Annotated in this window: 15 protein-coding genes and 1 pseudogene; 3 read left to right on the forward strand and 13 right to left on the reverse strand. The window is 41.6% G+C overall.

The features are described 5' to 3' along the window. Positions 1 to 2: 2 nt before the first annotated feature. Entirely contained in the window at positions 3 to 1283 is a 1281-nt protein-coding gene (locus M3206_RS03675; RefSeq protein WP_251311153.1) for a M48 family metallopeptidase, read from the reverse strand. A 73-nt stretch (positions 1284 to 1356) separates the two neighbouring features. Further along, positions 1357 to 2184 carry an HAD family hydrolase gene (locus tag M3206_RS03680; RefSeq protein ID WP_251311154.1) on the reverse strand — a complete coding sequence of 276 codons (828 nt, stop codon included), beginning with the start codon at positions 2182 to 2184 and terminating at the stop codon, positions 1357 to 1359. A gap of 141 nt (positions 2185 to 2325) precedes the next feature. Between M3206_RS03680 and M3206_RS03685 the strand changes: the two genes are divergently transcribed. Genes M3206_RS03685 through M3206_RS03695 form a run of 3 tightly spaced genes read left to right on the forward strand, consistent with a single transcriptional unit; the run spans position 2326 to position 4649 of the window. Then, a complete protein-coding gene (locus M3206_RS03685) occupies positions 2326 to 2721 on the forward strand; it encodes a GntR family transcriptional regulator (RefSeq protein ID WP_251311155.1) in 396 nt (131 codons plus the stop codon). After that, positions 2714 to 3598, forward strand: coding sequence for an ABC transporter ATP-binding protein (locus tag M3206_RS03690; RefSeq protein ID WP_251311156.1), 885 nt, complete (start codon positions 2714 to 2716; stop codon positions 3596 to 3598). The genes M3206_RS03685 and M3206_RS03690 overlap by 8 nt, the downstream gene beginning before the upstream one ends. Beyond that, positions 3588 to 4649 (forward strand): hypothetical protein, encoded by a 1062-nt coding sequence (locus M3206_RS03695; RefSeq protein WP_251311157.1) that lies wholly within the window; start codon positions 3588 to 3590, stop codon positions 4647 to 4649. The genes M3206_RS03690 and M3206_RS03695 overlap by 11 nt, the downstream gene beginning before the upstream one ends. A gap of 85 nt (positions 4650 to 4734) precedes the next feature. Here M3206_RS03695 and M3206_RS03700 read toward each other — a convergent pair whose 3' ends face one another. The 11 genes and pseudogenes from M3206_RS03700 to M3206_RS03745 form a co-directional block, all read right to left on the reverse strand. Beyond that, positions 4735 to 5595 (reverse strand): Cof-type HAD-IIB family hydrolase, encoded by an 861-nt coding sequence (locus M3206_RS03700; RefSeq protein WP_251311158.1) that lies wholly within the window; start codon positions 5593 to 5595, stop codon positions 4735 to 4737. A gap of 122 nt (positions 5596 to 5717) precedes the next feature. Beyond that, entirely contained in the window at positions 5718 to 5852 is a 135-nt protein-coding gene (locus M3206_RS18975) for a hypothetical protein (protein WP_285876699.1), read from the reverse strand. Between the two features lie 92 nt (positions 5853 to 5944). Next, a complete protein-coding gene (locus M3206_RS03705; protein WP_251311159.1) occupies positions 5945 to 6250 on the reverse strand; it encodes an AzlD domain-containing protein in 306 nt (101 codons plus the stop codon). Beyond that, positions 6243 to 6966 (reverse strand): annotated as a pseudogene (locus M3206_RS03710) (AzlC family ABC transporter permease). Before M3206_RS03710 ends, M3206_RS03705 begins: the two are co-directional and overlap by 8 nt. An 80-nt stretch (positions 6967 to 7046) precedes the next feature. Then, on the reverse strand, positions 7047 to 8111 hold the full coding sequence (locus tag M3206_RS03715) for an undecaprenyldiphospho-muramoylpentapeptide beta-N-acetylglucosaminyltransferase (protein WP_251311160.1): 1065 nt from the start codon (positions 8109 to 8111) through the stop codon (positions 7047 to 7049). A gap of 374 nt (positions 8112 to 8485) precedes the next feature. Then, positions 8486 to 9919, reverse strand: coding sequence for a dihydrolipoyl dehydrogenase (gene lpdA / locus M3206_RS03720; RefSeq protein WP_251311161.1), 1434 nt, complete (start codon positions 9917 to 9919; stop codon positions 8486 to 8488). Beyond that, the gene (locus tag M3206_RS03725) at positions 9920 to 11197 is read right to left on the reverse strand and encodes a dihydrolipoamide acetyltransferase family protein (protein WP_251311162.1); all 1278 of its coding nucleotides are present in this window, start codon (positions 11195 to 11197) and stop codon (positions 9920 to 9922) included. Between the two features lie 12 nt (positions 11198 to 11209). Continuing rightward, on the reverse strand, positions 11210 to 12205 hold the full coding sequence (locus M3206_RS03730) for an alpha-ketoacid dehydrogenase subunit beta (protein WP_251311307.1): 996 nt from the start codon (positions 12203 to 12205) through the stop codon (positions 11210 to 11212). Then, positions 12205 to 13269, reverse strand: a complete 1065-nt coding sequence (gene pdhA, locus M3206_RS03735; protein WP_251311163.1) for a pyruvate dehydrogenase (acetyl-transferring) E1 component subunit alpha — start codon at positions 13267 to 13269, stop codon at positions 12205 to 12207. Before pdhA ends, M3206_RS03730 begins: the two co-directional genes overlap by 1 nt. A gap of 14 nt (positions 13270 to 13283) precedes the next feature. Next, on the reverse strand, positions 13284 to 14384 hold the full coding sequence (locus M3206_RS03740) for a Leu/Phe/Val dehydrogenase (protein WP_251311164.1): 1101 nt from the start codon (positions 14382 to 14384) through the stop codon (positions 13284 to 13286). Between the two features lie 93 nt (positions 14385 to 14477). After that, positions 14478 to 14873 (reverse strand): thioesterase family protein, encoded by a 396-nt coding sequence (locus tag M3206_RS03745; protein WP_251311165.1) that lies wholly within the window; start codon positions 14871 to 14873, stop codon positions 14478 to 14480. Positions 14874 to 15077 lie beyond the last annotated feature (204 nt).

Below are 15077 nucleotides of genomic sequence, written 5' to 3' on the forward strand. Positions count from 1 at the left end.
CATTACTGCTGCTCTTTATCCAAGGTTTTTCCTGTTTTATAGCTATCTAAAAAGTGAATACGTTCAAGCATGGTTGGATGGCCATATAAGAACCACTTTACAAGTTTAGGCGGATTCACTTCGCTTAGTGATACGGTGGCTAGCTGCTGAAAAGCACCTACTGCCGCTTCTGGATTCTTTGTCATCTGAATCGCGTACTGATCCGCGTCACGTTCTGCCTTTCGGGAAACCGCATTTTCCACAGGAGAGACCGCAAAACTGAGGAGTGAAAATATTAAAAGCAAGGCAGGAAGAGCTGCAAGATCCCCCAGTCCTTTTAACCCCCAGGTTTTACCGTATCTCTCAACCCACTTGCGATAGATGATACTGCCAAGCCACAAGCCTAGGAAAGATAGAACAATGGAAGAAATTAAGTTCCAATACAGATGATTCATCACATAATGCCCCATCTCATGGGCCATGACAAACAACACTTGGTTATCGTTCAATTTATTTAAGGTCGTATCCCAAAGGACGATCCTTAAGTTAGAACCGATTCCGTTCACATACGCGTTTAAGGCATTGGTCTTTTCAGACATGTTCACTTCATATACATTTTCAGCTGGTATATCTGCTTTTTCAGCAATGTTCAAGATCTTTTCTTTTAAAGCTTCATCCTGCAGCGGATAGAACTTGTTATACAAAGGGTCAATGACAACAGGCTGAATGAAGTATAAAAACACCGTAAATGGAATGGAAAGCAGCCAGGCAATCACCCACCATTTCTTTTCATACTTTTTGATCAGCCAATACATGACCCCAACCATGAGTGTTGTTAATGCCCAGCTGATCCAGAAATCCACAAGACCGTCTCTCATCCAACTATGAAACGATTGGACCGAGATTTTGTAGCTTTTGGATACGGTAAAACTGTAATAGCGAAGCGGGAATGTTAATAACCAGCTTGCAAAAGATAGCAGCAACACATAGACCGCAGTATGCACGATTGAAAATTTCGTCAGACCTCCTGATGCTTTTCGAAACCATTTTGAAAGGCCAAAACCTAAAATAAACAAATAGATCAACCATTCAAGCGGAACAGAAATGAAGTACAGGAAGTCTTTAATTCTTGAAAAATCAGTACTTAGTTCGAGTTCCTTGTCCGTCATAAACATGGCAGGATCAGCTGCTGATCCCTTAAGATCAACTGGCAGTGCGGAGTCGGCTCCATGAAACAAGTAATACCACATGAAAGTCCCATATATGGCGAAGCCCAGCAAAAACCACATGGATTTTTTCAACATACATGCCCCCTTTTATACCTACTATAAAGTGTAAGGGGATTTGTCCATTTTAGAACAAGCATTAAAAACTTTTTTACAAAGCATTCGTTAAGGTAGGTATTACAATCAGGTTCTCATGTTCGACCTCTATGCGGTTAGGCTGGATATAAATAGCTTTTAACCCCAGTAATAACGAAGGTGCAATCTCATTTATGAAATTATCGCCGATCGAAACCGCTTCATGCGGCTGCACGTCAAATTCGTCAAGAATGGTTTGTATTTTTTCTTTCGTTTTCAGCGGTTTTTGTCCTTCTGTAAAAAGTGCATGAAAGATTCCCTCTAGCTCAAGCTCTCTAAGCAATCTTTTCACATCTTCTCTTTCACTGTTCGTAAGCAGTACAAGCTTTTTTTCCTCTTTCAAACGTGCCAAACCATCTTTTAGTCCTGGTGTTTTGGTTAACTGAAACTGTTCTGTTACCATATATTCTTTTGTTGCGTTGTAGCATTCCCACGTATCGCTTTGCTTTAATCCAAAGTGCATAGCTGTCGCATAAGGCAGCCACCAGCCATCTCCAATGGCGATCAGACGGTCAAAATCATAGACAAGCTCACCTGCATACTCCTGCTTGATTCTTTCCTCCGGCCATTCTTCTCCTTCGAATGAAGTTACCTTCGTTACTTGGAGTGTCATCGGATCAACTGTAACACTTGTATCATTTTTTATATCATAGACTTTTCCTATTGCAACCGGATGAGTCCCCTTCTTCATGCTCTCATATGTATGCCAAAATGCCTTTTTTTTATCCTCTTCAACACATTGCTGCAACAGTTTGCAATAATAATCAAAGTGATCCGTGTCTTCATATAGCGTTCCATCTAGATCAAATATCAATAATCTTGCTTCATCTATCATGTGTTTCATGCTGAACACCTCCTGTAATTATTGTAGGTTGCTATACCGAAAAAAGTAAAGAAATGCACGTTGACAGGAATTTACTAATCATGTAAGTTATAAGTGTACTACATTAAGTAGTACACACGCAGTAGTTGAAGGTGGGATAATATGCTATTAAATTTAGATCCCCGAAGCAATACGCCAATATGGGAGCAAGTCGTCCATCAAATTAAAGAACTGATTTTGAAGGAGATCCTGCAGCCCGAAGATAAGTTGCCTTCGGTAAGAGAACTATCCGGAACATTATTGATTAACCCAAATACAGTAAGCAAAGCTTATCAAGAATTAGAACGCCAAGGAATTATAGAGACCTTGCGGGGGAAGGGCACTTTTGTTTCTGCTTCCATAACGCCTAAAGCCGATGAACAAAAGATCGCCGAAATGAAGCAGCAGTTCAAACAGCTCGTCATTGACGCTTCCTATTTAGGAATCGATCAACAAACATTATCTCTTTGGTTAAAAGAGATTACTGAAGAGCTTGGAGGGAATAACGACAATGATTAAAATGATGAATGTTAGTAAGACAATAGATGGTCGCCAGGTTTTAAAGAATGTGAACATCACACTAAAACCTGGTATGATCGCAGGTATTGTAGGCCGAAACGGTGTAGGTAAATCTACGTTGCTCAGAACAATTGCTGGAATCCTGGATCCTGACGAAGGAGAAGTGACCTTTAATGAAATCAATATCCATCAGCGGCCAGAGATTAAACAAAAGCTGACGTATGTCCCGGATTCTACCGAAATTTTAAAAACTTATAATGTAAAAGAAATCGTTAAACTGTACGATGCGATCTATGAAGATTTTGACGTTATGTATTTTTACTCGTTAATGGATCGTTTTCAGCTTCCTAAAAACAGAAAGCTTAGAACATATTCCAAAGGGATGAAAGCATTATTTCTCATGATCCTATCTTTCTCGACAAAAGCTGATTTTATTATTTTGGATGAACCGACAAATGGACTGGATCCGATCGTAAAACGAAATATCCTTCAATTTATCATTGAAGAAGTAAGTGAACGCCAAATGAGTGTTCTTATCTCCACCCATCACCTTGAAGAAGTTGAAAAAATGGCTGATGTTCTCATCATGCTGAAAGATGGTCAGGTTGAATCAACGACTTCGATAGAAGAAGCTAAGGCAACATACAGGAAGGTTCAAGCTGTATACAAATACTCTCTTCCTGAGAAAATTTCAGACTTAAATAATGTAACTATTCTTTCACAAACGGGAAGAGTTTACACACTGATGATCAAAGGCGATATTGAAGCAACCATGGAAAAGATGCGGCAAGAACAGCCTTTATTGTTAGAAGAACTTCCGATGACACTTGAAGATATATTTATATCATCGCTAGGAGGAGAAACACATGTTTCATAAAGCATTATGGATGAGGAATCAAAAGCTGGCAGGTCCGGCAGTCTGGGCCGTCTACCTTTCTCTATTTTTCTTTCTGCCCTTCTTCTTTTATGGAGAGGCACAGAGTTTTCAAAGACAAATAGACGAATTCCATGTCAACATATCGCAATTACCATTTAGTTTCCATGGGGCTCAAATTGCCTTGTTTTTGACTCTAATACTCGTAGGATTCGCAACTTTGCTTATCGGATCAGAAAGGACTACACATTCTACTGATTTGACATTTTCACTGCCTTTTAAAAGAAAGGATATTTTTCTATCAAAGTGGATGTTTGGAGTCGTGCATATCACTACAGGTCTTTTAGTGAATTTATTATTAAGTATGCTTATTGTTAAGTTTACGATTCTCAATGAAGTTGCAGATGCCTCCTTTTTACTGCAATTCATGATTTTGGTCATCCCGTTTTCTATCGCTATATTCACTTTCAGCATGTTCATTGGAACGATTGCCGGGAGTATGGTGTCCCAGTTTATCTTAAGTTGTATTTTCTTATTTTTCCCGCTTGGATTCATTTCTCTAATTGCGACTTTCTTGGTCGTTCATGGAATGGATTTAAACATGTTGAATGTTTTTGAAAACAGATTATTCCATACATTCGAAGATTTAGTCATATCGGTTACTCTTCCTCTACCTATTTTCGACTTCGCCTATTATACGGATGTCTCTAATGATCCATCAGGTTTAGGTTATACAAGAGTGCCAAGTTATTTAGTTCTACTTTCTCCCCTTATTTATTTTGCGGTAACTTTTCCGCTTGGAATCTGGTTTTATAGCTGTACGAAGAATGAAAACAATGGCAGATTGCTTGTTTTTGAAAAAGGAAAGGGTTTCTTCAGCTTTGGTGTCATCCTTTGCTTCGCTCTTACGTTTGGTATGATCGGCGGAGGGATATTCGATTCTTATGATAACCCGTCTTTAATTACTTATTATCTTTTTGCATTGATCGGCGGGGTTCTAAGTTACTTCGCGTTAAGGCAGATCATGAATATTCGATTAAGTTTAAGAAAATAAACATGGAGCGGATCAACTTCCGCTCCTTTTTTGTTGAAATAAAAAAGCTAGATCGACATGTTCGAACTAGCCTCGTAACTTTACTTTATTTTGTTTCTAAAAATTTTTGAATGGCAAACGCTACTCCGCTTTCGTCATTCTCTTTTGTAACAAATGCAGATATTTGTTTCACTTCATCAACTGCGTTCCCCATCGCAACAGGAAAACCTGCGACCTCAAGCATCGAAACATCGTTGTAATTATCCCCGATTGCCATTGTATGTTCCAATGGAATTCCTTTTATTTCTGCAAATCTTTTAAGAGCTACCCCTTTTTGTGCTTCACTGTTAGTAATCTCTAAGTTATTCTCCGCTGATGAACTGACTGCTAATTCATCCAGGGCTTGAAGATGCTGGAACGCTCGCTGCAATTTAGCCGTGTCACTTGAAAATGCAAGAAATTTATAGACTTCTATACCCTCTTGATCTAGTAGTTTTTCAAAGTCTCCTACTACACTTACAAGTCCTAAACGAAAACGGCGCAAAGCTGCCTTTTGTATATCATCATCCGTTGCTTCTGGATTGGAAGTGATCACAATATCTTTCATAACTTCATAGGCTTTTTCACGATTATCCGTATACGTTCCCTTGCTAGTATAAAGTTCGTAATAGATATCCTCTTGATCTAAAATACGTTTGATCTCTTCGTATTGCGAGTACGCTAGAGGTGCCGAAGAAAGAATTTCCCATTCAGCAGACCTGATTTCTGCTCCATTTACACAGATAAGAGGCAGATGCAATTCTGCATCCTCTAATGTATGTCTTGCTTCATCATAGGAACGCCCTGTTGCGATTACTACATGATGTCCATCTTTCACCGCTTGGGAAATGACCTGACTGTTTTCTTTTGTTACTTTTAACTGTCTGTTAACCAGTGTTCCATCCATATCTATTGCGATTAATTTCATTAAACCCATCCTTTATGCTTAATCCATTAGTAAGTTTACCCATAAGTAAAATGTTTCAAATCACGTTATGTTTTATAAATAAAAAAAAGAGCTCTGGAAGCTCCCCTTAAAAACTTTTCCTATTAATCTTTGTAGATAAATGATTGTACCATATCCGTTAAAGCGTGAAAAATTTCAACGGCTTGGAATGATAATACTGAAAGGGCTGAGATCGAGAATAGACCTATAAGTATAAATCGAAATAAATGAGGCAACATTAATCTCCTCCTTTACTTGTGATTATACGCCCATCTCTTTCAAAAAACAATTCATAAGGTTAATTATTAAAAAAGTAAATTATGACATTTCTCTACAAAAATGTATAACCGTACAGAACTAAGATGGAAGCCAATACAACGATAATCACGTTGAGATTTAGCCATGCAGCAATAAAGGCTGCTGCTGCTCCTATGACCCCATACAAGATTGAATCAGGATGAATTGTCAGTACACCTGGAAAAATGAGCGCTCCTAAGATAGCAAACGGTACATTTTTTAAGATGCCTTGCACTCTTGGATGCAAGTTATTTGTGTGCAACATAACAAGCGGGAGCATTCGCGGAACATATGTAACAAGACCCATCCCGATAATCACCCATATGAATGAATCATTCATTTCGCTCATCCCCCTTCACGAGAAATTCAATGGAAACAGCAGCGATCAATGTTGATAGAATAATTCCCCAGCCTCCGCTTAGAAAAGAAATCAATGAAAATAAAGAGTTTAAAACGGCAGCCGTACCTGCAAGGGCAACGACTTTACGGCTTTTCTTAGCTGCGGGTACAAGCAATGCAATAAACATGGCATATAGAGCAATCCCCATGCTTGCTTGAAGGGATTTTGGAAGTCCTGAGCCCATTAAATACCCCGCACCTGAAAAAACGACCCAAGCGCTGTAAGCGGTTAGACCAAGACCTAGCAAATAACTTCCTGTTATCTTTTTTTCTTGCGATGTAGCCGCTACTGAAAAGGTTTCCATCCGTAATAAAAAAAGCATATATGGCTTTTATCCACTTCGGATCTTCAGTTGCGCGCTCCTTTAATGATGCACTCATCAGCAAGTGACGGATGTTCATGATAAACGTAGTTAAAATAAGTTCAGCTGCTCCTGTCGCGGCAGCGACCATGGATAAAGCAATATATTGGGAGGCACCCGCAAATACAATGATACTCATGCCAACCGTTTCAAAAAGGCTGAGACCAGCAGTTTTGGCAAGTAAGCCGAAGGTAAAGGCAATCGGCATATAGCCGATTGCAATTGGGAGCCCTGCTTGAATCCCTTTCTTCCAAAGTCCATCCGTTTGCTCGCTAGAAATTGCAGGACTAGGCATCATTCTCTTCATCTCCATCTTCAATATGTAAATTGTATGGGGTCTGTCCCGGGACAGACCCCTTCTTTATTTAGAACAATTTATTTACCGCCAGTGATGGTTCGTAAAATAAGATCCACGCTATCAGAAGCTTTAAAGCTTTCCATGTTCCGCTGCATGTTGTCTTTATCCGTTTTAAGCTGCTTTAGAGAATTCAGCAGCGTTTCTTTTGTTAAATCTTCTTCGTAAAGCACGTGGCAAAATCCTTGTTTTTCGAAGGATTGTGCATTCAGAATCTGATCTCCTCGGCTTGCAGCCCTTGTTAGTGGAATTAACAGCATCGGGATCTTAAGAGTCAGCCATTCAAAGATACTGTTAGATCCAGCACGTGAGATCACGAAATCTGTTGCTGCCACTACATCGGGCAATTCTTTTTGAATGTACTCAAACTGGCGGTATCCCTCTGTATGTTCGAGGTTCTCATCTAGATTTCCTTTTCCGCAAATATGAACAATCTGATAAGAACGAACCAGTTCAGGTAGAGACTCTCTTACCGCTTCATTAATCTTGCGTGCCCCTAAGCTGCCTCCCATGATCGTTAACACGGGTAAGTGGCTTCTGAACCCTAGGAAAGAGAGCCCCTTCTCTCTTGACCCTTGTAGAAGCTCGTCACGGATTGGTGAACCAGTGACGATGGCTTGCCCTGCAGCAAAATGCTTTTTCGCTTCATCAAACGTCACAAAAATTTTGGATGCAAATTTGGACGAGATCTTGTTCGCAAGCCCTGGCGTAATATCAGATTCATGAATATAGACAGGAATCTTTCGCAGCCATGCCGCAATAACAACAGGGACTGCCACAAATCCACCCTTTGAAAAAACAGCATCTGGCTTGATTTTTCCGAGTTTCAAATAAGCCTGTGCAACACCAGCCGCTACCTTGAAGGGATCTTTGATATTTTTCAAATCAAAATAGCGTCTTAATTTACCGCTTGAAATCCCGTAATACGGTACATTCGTTCCTTCTTCTATTAAGCTTTTCTCTATTCCATCAACAGAACCAATGTAATGAAGGTCCCATCCCATCTTTTCTAATTTAGGTATCAATGCTAAATGCGGGGTCACATGACCTGCCGAACCACCGCCAGTTAAAACTAGTTTCTTCAAACTACATTCCTCACTTCTTTGTTTATCCGTTCTCATTTCTTATACGGATTTAATCTTATCGCCATTTTAATATATGTTTCGAAAAAAGGAAAATGGCAATGACCTGATACATATCTGTTAATTCACAAGCAATTTTCGCAGAAGGCGCAGCCACAAATGTATTCGGTCGCTTTCACTTTTTGTACGGGTACTTGCTTTTTTAAAACGTCACTCGCCCTTTTTGTACAGTTAGCACATCATTTTTTGTTAGTCTGCGACTTTTTTTGTACGGTTAGCAGTTCATTTTGCACGGTCACTCGCATTCTCATTCACGCTTAACTCAAATGACCCCTTAACAAGAAAAAAAGCGGTCCTTTACGGCCGCTTTTCTCCTATTATACTGTACTTTTCTCTTTTTTCTTTGCGGGAGGCACGTGAATCGCTTTTCCGCTTACACTTTCAACCGCCTCAAGCCATGCTTCATTTAAGGCAGGATGAGCATAGACCGGATAAGCAAGATCTTCCTCACGGGCGACCATCTCTAATGCGTAAGTGCCTGCTTGAATCATTTCAACAGCTCCTGCACCCATCATATGAATGCCGAGGATCACGTCTGTCTTACTATCGATGACCAGCTTCGCGAGACCTTCTTTTTGACCTAGAATCGAAGCGAATCCGTTCCCATTCATGGAGAACTGCCCGGATTTCACTTCATATCCTTCCCTTTTAGCCTGTTCTTCTGTTAAACCAACTGTGGCGATCGGCGGATTGGTATGGACGACGTACGGAACTAAGCTCAGGTTAAAAGCTGAAGGTAAGCCTGCCATATGTTCAGCAGCTGTTTTCCCTTGTTTGATCGCTTTTGAAGCGAGCTTCATGCCGATCGTGCAATCACCTGCTGCATAAATGTTAGATACACTCGTCTGGCTATGCTCATTTACATCGATAAATCCGTTCTCATCACGTTCCACATTGATCGCTTCGAGTCCCATTCCATCAAGATTCGGCGAATAACCAGCTGCATAAAGCACGTGAGAAGCATCTATAGCAACTTTTTCTTCAGCATCTTTCATAAATGTTACAGAAACTGTCGCATCTGATTCCTCTGCACTTTCCCACTGATGGTTTCTGAACACTTTTATCTTATTTTTCTTTAAAACTCGCAGCAGTTCTTTTTCGATTCCCCTGTCTAAGTTGAGTCCAGCTCCAGGAGTAATTAGTGTTACTTCACTACCTAGCTGTCTATAAGACATCGCGGCCTCCAAGGCAAAATAGTCTTCACCGTAAACGAGCAGACTCTGAGGCAGTTCATTTAGCTCCCATAAAGTATGAGGGGTCATGATACGCTTTGTGAGTTTGGCTTTTCCTGGCATTAAAGGACTGCTCCCAGTCGCGATCAAGGCATGTTCAAATTCATACATCTCAAAATGGTGGCCGGAATCTATACCGATTCTCTCACTTGACATGAAAGAAGCAGAACCTGTTAAGTATTCGATCTTATTCGCTTTAATAAGTGCTTCAACACCCTTTTGCAGACCATTTACAACAGAAGAATAGTAGCTTTTAAAAGTTTCGCATTCAAATGCTGCCTCAGGGATTGAGATGCCCATTTGTCTATAATGAGACAGCCCGGAAAAATTAGCTGCCGTTTGCGTTAAGCTCTTTGAAGGGATGCAACCTTTATGGAGACAAACTCCGCCAAGCTTTTCCTTTTCGATCAGTGTTACTTCGAGTCCAAGCTGAGCTGCACGAATTGCAGCATGATAACCGCCAGGTCCTCCTCCGATAATAACCAGTTGCCGTTTTGTTGCAAAATCACCTACGACCATCTATATCAGCTCCAGTGTCATGAAGTAAGGGTTCTCGATGAGTTCTTTCACACGGTTCGTGAACATGACCGCTGTCGCACCATCCGCTACACGGTGGTCGAACGACATTGATACGTTCATCATCGAACGAATCACGATATCATCCCCAACGACAACAGGTGTTTTCTTCGTTTTATGAAAAGCCATAAGAGCGACTTCCGGATGGTTGATAATCGGTGTTGCAGCGATCGATCCAAGTGGTCCCACGTTAGAAATCGTAAAGGTTCCGCCCGTCATGTCAGATCCCTTTAACTTGTTTGTTTTCGCTCTAGTGATCTTGTCCTTCATATCTCTTGCGATGTCCCTTACGTTACGCTGTTCGACATGTGAGATAACCGGCACGATCAATCCTTCATCAGAATCTGTTGCAATTCCGATATTCACATTCTTCTCAAGACGGATCACTTCTTTTTCTTCATCAAGCTTTGCATTGAAAATTGGGAAATCCTTCAGAGCAATTTGGATCGCTTTTACGAAAAAGGCAGCGACAGAAACGTTCATGCCACGCTTATTCTCTGGGTCCATCGCCTTCAGCTGCTTCTTTAGATCCATTACAGCCGTAACATCAATTTCTTCAAAGTGCGTCACATGTGGAATGGTTGCAAGAGATTGAACCATCTTTTTTGCAATCTGTTTTCTGCGTCCTTTAAACGGTATTTCCTCAGCTTCATTTGAATGGAATGAAGGAACTTTCGAATGTCTTACATCAACCGTTTTACTCGTGTTATCCTCTTTAGCTGAAAGGGCAGAACCATTCTCGATAAAGTTATATACATCCTGATCTGTCACGCGGCCGCCAGGTCCGGTGCCTACAATCTGTTCAATATCAACTCCGTTTTCACGGGCGATTTTTCTAGTAAAAGGTGCAGCGAGAACACGCTTGTTAAGCGTAGAGATGCCCCCTGCAAAAACGGTATTTTTAGAAGGGATAATTTTATCGACTACAGGCTGGGTTGTAACATTTGTCTGTTCCTCTGTTTTTTGATTAGAAGGTGCCGCTGATGATGACGCCTCAATCGTCAAAATAACTGAGCCGACAGTCACTACATCGCCTTCTTTTACTTTTATATCTTTAATTGTACCGGCTGCAGGTGAAGGAAGTTCAGCGGTCACTTTGTCTGTTTGCACTTCAACAAGAGGCTGGTCGACTTTAACCTTATCCCCAGTCTTTACAAAAAAGTGGATCACTTCTCCTTCATGCATGCCTTCTCCGATATCATGCAGTTTCACTTCTACCATCTGTTCCACCTCCTAAAATTGAGCGACTTTCTCGATTGCCTGAACTACACGATCTGCACTCGGCAGGTAGTGGTCTTCAAGAGCGAACATCGGAACAGGTGTATCAAAACCAGTCACTCGCTCAATTGGTGCTTTCATGTATAAGAATGAAGTATCATTGATCAGTGACATGATCGTCTCACCAAGCCCGCCAGTTCCAGGTGCTTCGTGTACGATCACTGCACGGCCAGTCTTCTGAACGCTCTCTGCAATCATGTCTTTATCGAGCGGATAAAGCGTACGAAGATCGATTACGTCACACTTGATCCCTTTTTCTTCTGCCGCATTAGCTGCTTTTGTCACCACATCGATCATCGCACCATATGCAAAGATCGAAACATCGCTTCCCTCTTGCAGACGAGCTGCTTTTCCTAGAGGAACATTATACTTTCCTTCAGGCACATTCATCTTCGTGCTTCTGTAGCAGCGCATCGGCTCAAGGAACAGTACAGGATCCGGGTCTTCGATCGCCGAAATTAGCATGCCCTTAGCATCATACGGGTTTGAGGGAACAACTACCTTCATTCCAGGCATTCCAGTAAAAAGTGCTTCAACCGAATCAGAATGAATTTCAGGTGCACGCACACCTGCTCCAAACGGGGCACGAATCACCATCGGTACTGTAAAATGACCTAAGGTTCTTGCCCGGATCCTAGAAGCGTGTGTCATAATCTGGTTGAAGGCAGGATAGATAAAACCTAGGAACTGCATCTCAGCGATCGGTTTAAAGCCGTTCATCGCAAGACCAATCGACGTACCGATGATTCCTGACTCTGCAAGCGGTGTGTCGATTACTCTTTTCTCGCCAAACTCTGCAACCAATCCGTCAGTGGCCCGGAATACACCGCCGTTCTGTCCAACGTCTTCTCCAAGCACGATTACATTTTCATGCTCTGCCATCATGACACGCATGCCATCTGTCACGGCTTGAACCATTGTTAACTTTTTCGTATCAACTGCCGTTGTCATCATCGATCACCTCTTGAATGTGCATATGCTTCTTTTTGGCTTTCGATCGGCCAAGGATTTTCTGCAAATACATAGTCAAACACATCATTATAATGTGGTGCAGGAGCTTCTTCCATTTCCTTTACGGCCGCTTCGATCTCAGCTGTCAAAGATTCTTGCAGCTCTTCTGCCCACTTCTCATCCCACATATTTTCATTTTTCATAAATCGTTCTAAGCGAAGAATCGGATCTGTCTTTTCACGTCTTGCTGAGGACTCGTTTTGGTCTCTGTATTTTGATGGATCATCAGCTGTCGTATGTGCTCCATAACGCCATGTAACCGATTCGATCAATGTTGGGCCTTCGCCCTTTCTAGCACGTTCAACCGCAGTACGTGTGTGGAAATAAACTGCAAATACATCGTTACCATCCAGACGAACGCCTTCGATCTCATATGCAACTGCTTTTTGGGCAATAGTCTTACTCTTCATCTGCTTTTCAATCGGAACCGAAATCGCAAAACCGTTATTCTGGTTAAAGAAAACAACAGGAGCATTGAAAACACTTGCGAAATTCAAACCTTCATGAAAATCCCCTTCTGAAGTGGCACCATCACCAAAATAAACGATGGAAGCACGGTCGGTTCCTTTAAGCTTTTCAGCCCACGCGGCACCTGTCGCATGTAAAAGCTGTGAGGCGATCGGTACTGCAGGCGGGAATATGTTCTTCCCTTCAGGTGGGATACACCCTTCTTGACGACCTTTCCAATAAAGCAAAAGTGTTTTTAAAGAGTGGCCAAATGTCATCGTCGCCCCATGATCACGATAAGTCGGGAACATCCAGTCACCTTCTCCCATAGCCATCGCGCTGCCGATCTGTGATGCTTCCTGTCCTTCAAAAGGTACATATGTCCCAATCCGCCCTTGACGCTGCAGGTTAACACCTTTTCGGTCAAAAAGACGGGCACGGAGCATTTTTGTATATAATTCTTTTGTAAGTTCTTCTGTTATTTCACTTTTGTATGCTCCATCGTTCCATTCCCCGTTTTCATTGATGATCTGCAATTTCGGAAATAATTTTTCCATGAATGAATCCCTCCTTAGTTTCGAACCTGCCATTTAGGTCTTCTGTTATGGGCAAAGAAGCTGTTTCGCTTAGAACGAGCTGCTAATTTTTCCTCACAAAAACGGTTGGCCGCTTCCATCGTCGAAATGTTGTTCTTTGTGCTTTCGCTGTAAATCTGAAGTAAGCTGTCATAGATCGCTCTTGTCTTCGTCAATACACGTGCTTTGTTTGGTCCGTAAAGCTCATCAGCAACCTGAATCAGTCCACCTGCATTTACAATATAGTCAGGACCGTATAAAATCCCCTTTTGCTGCAGATATAAGCCGTGTTTATCTTCTAAAAGCTGATTGTTCGCACTTCCGACGATCGCCTTCACCTTTAGCTGTTCGATTGTTTCGTCATGGATGATTCCACCAAGAGCACAAGGAATGAAAATATCAGCATCAACACTATATATGTCATTGCCTTCAACCACTTCTACATTTCCAGGAAGCAGTTCAGCTCTCTCTTGAATCTGTTTTAATGCCTTTTCATTGATGTCTGTCACATAAACTTGTGCACCAGCGGCAAGCAGCTGCTCTGCTACTTTAAAACCAACTTTTCCGAGGCCTTGGATGGAATAAGATCTTCCCACTAATTCATCCGTACCTTCTAAAGTCTGAATGGTAGCCTGCAGTCCATAGATAACGCCTTGTGCGGTAGGGACTGACGAGTCACCGCTACCACCATATTCCTCAGGAACGCCAACGATGCAGTTCGTTTCTTTTAAAGCATGAACAAAATCGTCTGGCGTCGTTCCCATGTCCGTTCCTGTATAGAAACGTCCATTTAATGAATCAACGAACTGGCCGAACGCACGGAACAATTCTGGTGTTTTGTCAGTTGTGGGATCACCGATAATAACGGACTTCCCTCCGCCAAAATCTACATCTGCTCCTGCACATTTGTATGTCATCCCTTTTGAAAGGCGCAGTACATCCTCAAGTGCCTCGTCAACAGATGCATATGGTCTCATTCTGCATCCACCTAGCGCTGGTCCCAAGGTTGTATTATGTATGGCGATAATCGCCTTAAGACCTGTGGATGGATCGTTACAAAATACGACTTGTTCGTGCTGTGATATTTTTTCAAACATGCTGAATCCCCCTATATGTCTCTCATTCACTTTGCGTCTTTTTCGCTTTGCTGCTTTAAAGTGAAAGCGCTTTCATTATGAGTTAAAAAAATATTAAACTTTCATTTCTTCAATTTTTTGTGAGATCGCTGCTCTCGGCAGGATATATTGGGTGACTTCCCCTTCACCCGCTAGTGCTTTTCCATTATGGACGGTAACATCGCAAATCACTGCTTTTCCTTTTATCTCACGTAATGTCGCTGTGATTGTTAGTTCAGCGCCATCTGGTGTCGGAGCCATATGTTTTGCCGTTACGCCCCCGCCTATTCCTTCTTCATGGTCTTCAAGATATGGCAATATGATCTGTCGGGCTGCCCACTCCATATGGTAGACCATGCTGACAGTTGAATATGCTGGATGAACCAGTTTCCCTTCAAATTGAGCAAACATATCGGGTGTCACCGTAGCTGTAATGGTGGCTTTTTGACCAACCTCCATACCTGGTTTCATGTATACACCTCATATCTTTCATCTAATTTATATAACGTTTTCATAACGTTATCATATCATTTTGTGTGATAAGCGGTCAATGAATCGCCTGAATTGTTCCATTTATAAGAAATGTGAAAAATATGTAAAAAATATAGTGGAGGTGGTTTTTTATAATGAAAGAGTGTTTATTTTGTCATCCAATGAGTTATGAACAAAAGATCG

The organism is Fictibacillus phosphorivorans (assembly GCF_023715845.1).
In the GTDB taxonomy this organism is placed as follows: domain Bacteria; phylum Bacillota; class Bacilli; order Bacillales; family Fictibacillaceae; genus Fictibacillus; species Fictibacillus phosphorivorans_D.

What these genes read in the sequence shown, in the direction of transcription:
- M3206_RS03675 (WP_251311153.1), bottom strand. Translation starts at nt 1,283, where the DNA reads ATGTTGAAAAAATCCATGTGGTTTTTGCTGGGCTTCGCCATATATGGG.
- M3206_RS03680 (WP_251311154.1), bottom strand. Translation starts at nt 2,184, where the DNA reads ATGAAACACATGATAGATGAAGCAAGATTATTGATATTTGATCTAGAT.
- M3206_RS03685 (WP_251311155.1), top strand. Translation starts at nt 2,326, where the DNA reads ATGCTATTAAATTTAGATCCCCGAAGCAATACGCCAATATGGGAGCAA.
- M3206_RS03690 (WP_251311156.1), top strand. Translation starts at nt 2,714, where the DNA reads ATGATTAAAATGATGAATGTTAGTAAGACAATAGATGGTCGCCAGGTT.
- M3206_RS03695 (WP_251311157.1), top strand. Translation starts at nt 3,588, where the DNA reads ATGTTTCATAAAGCATTATGGATGAGGAATCAAAAGCTGGCAGGTCCG.
- M3206_RS03700 (WP_251311158.1), bottom strand. Translation starts at nt 5,595, where the DNA reads ATGAAATTAATCGCAATAGATATGGATGGAACACTGGTTAACAGACAG.
- M3206_RS18975 (WP_285876699.1), bottom strand. Translation starts at nt 5,852, where the DNA reads ATGTTGCCTCATTTATTTCGATTTATACTTATAGGTCTATTCTCGATC.
- M3206_RS03705 (WP_251311159.1), bottom strand. Translation starts at nt 6,250, where the DNA reads ATGAATGATTCATTCATATGGGTGATTATCGGGATGGGTCTTGTTACA.
- lpdA (WP_251311161.1), bottom strand. Translation starts at nt 9,919, where the DNA reads ATGGTCGTAGGTGATTTTGCAACAAAACGGCAACTGGTTATTATCGGA.
- M3206_RS03725 (WP_251311162.1), bottom strand. Translation starts at nt 11,197, where the DNA reads ATGGTAGAAGTGAAACTGCATGATATCGGAGAAGGCATGCATGAAGGA.
- M3206_RS03730 (WP_251311307.1), bottom strand. Translation starts at nt 12,205, where the DNA reads ATGACAACGGCAGTTGATACGAAAAAGTTAACAATGGTTCAAGCCGTG.
- pdhA (WP_251311163.1), bottom strand. Translation starts at nt 13,269, where the DNA reads ATGGAAAAATTATTTCCGAAATTGCAGATCATCAATGAAAACGGGGAA.
- M3206_RS03740 (WP_251311164.1), bottom strand. Translation starts at nt 14,384, where the DNA reads ATGTTTGAAAAAATATCACAGCACGAACAAGTCGTATTTTGTAACGAT.
- M3206_RS03745 (WP_251311165.1), bottom strand. Translation starts at nt 14,873, where the DNA reads ATGAAACCAGGTATGGAGGTTGGTCAAAAAGCCACCATTACAGCTACG.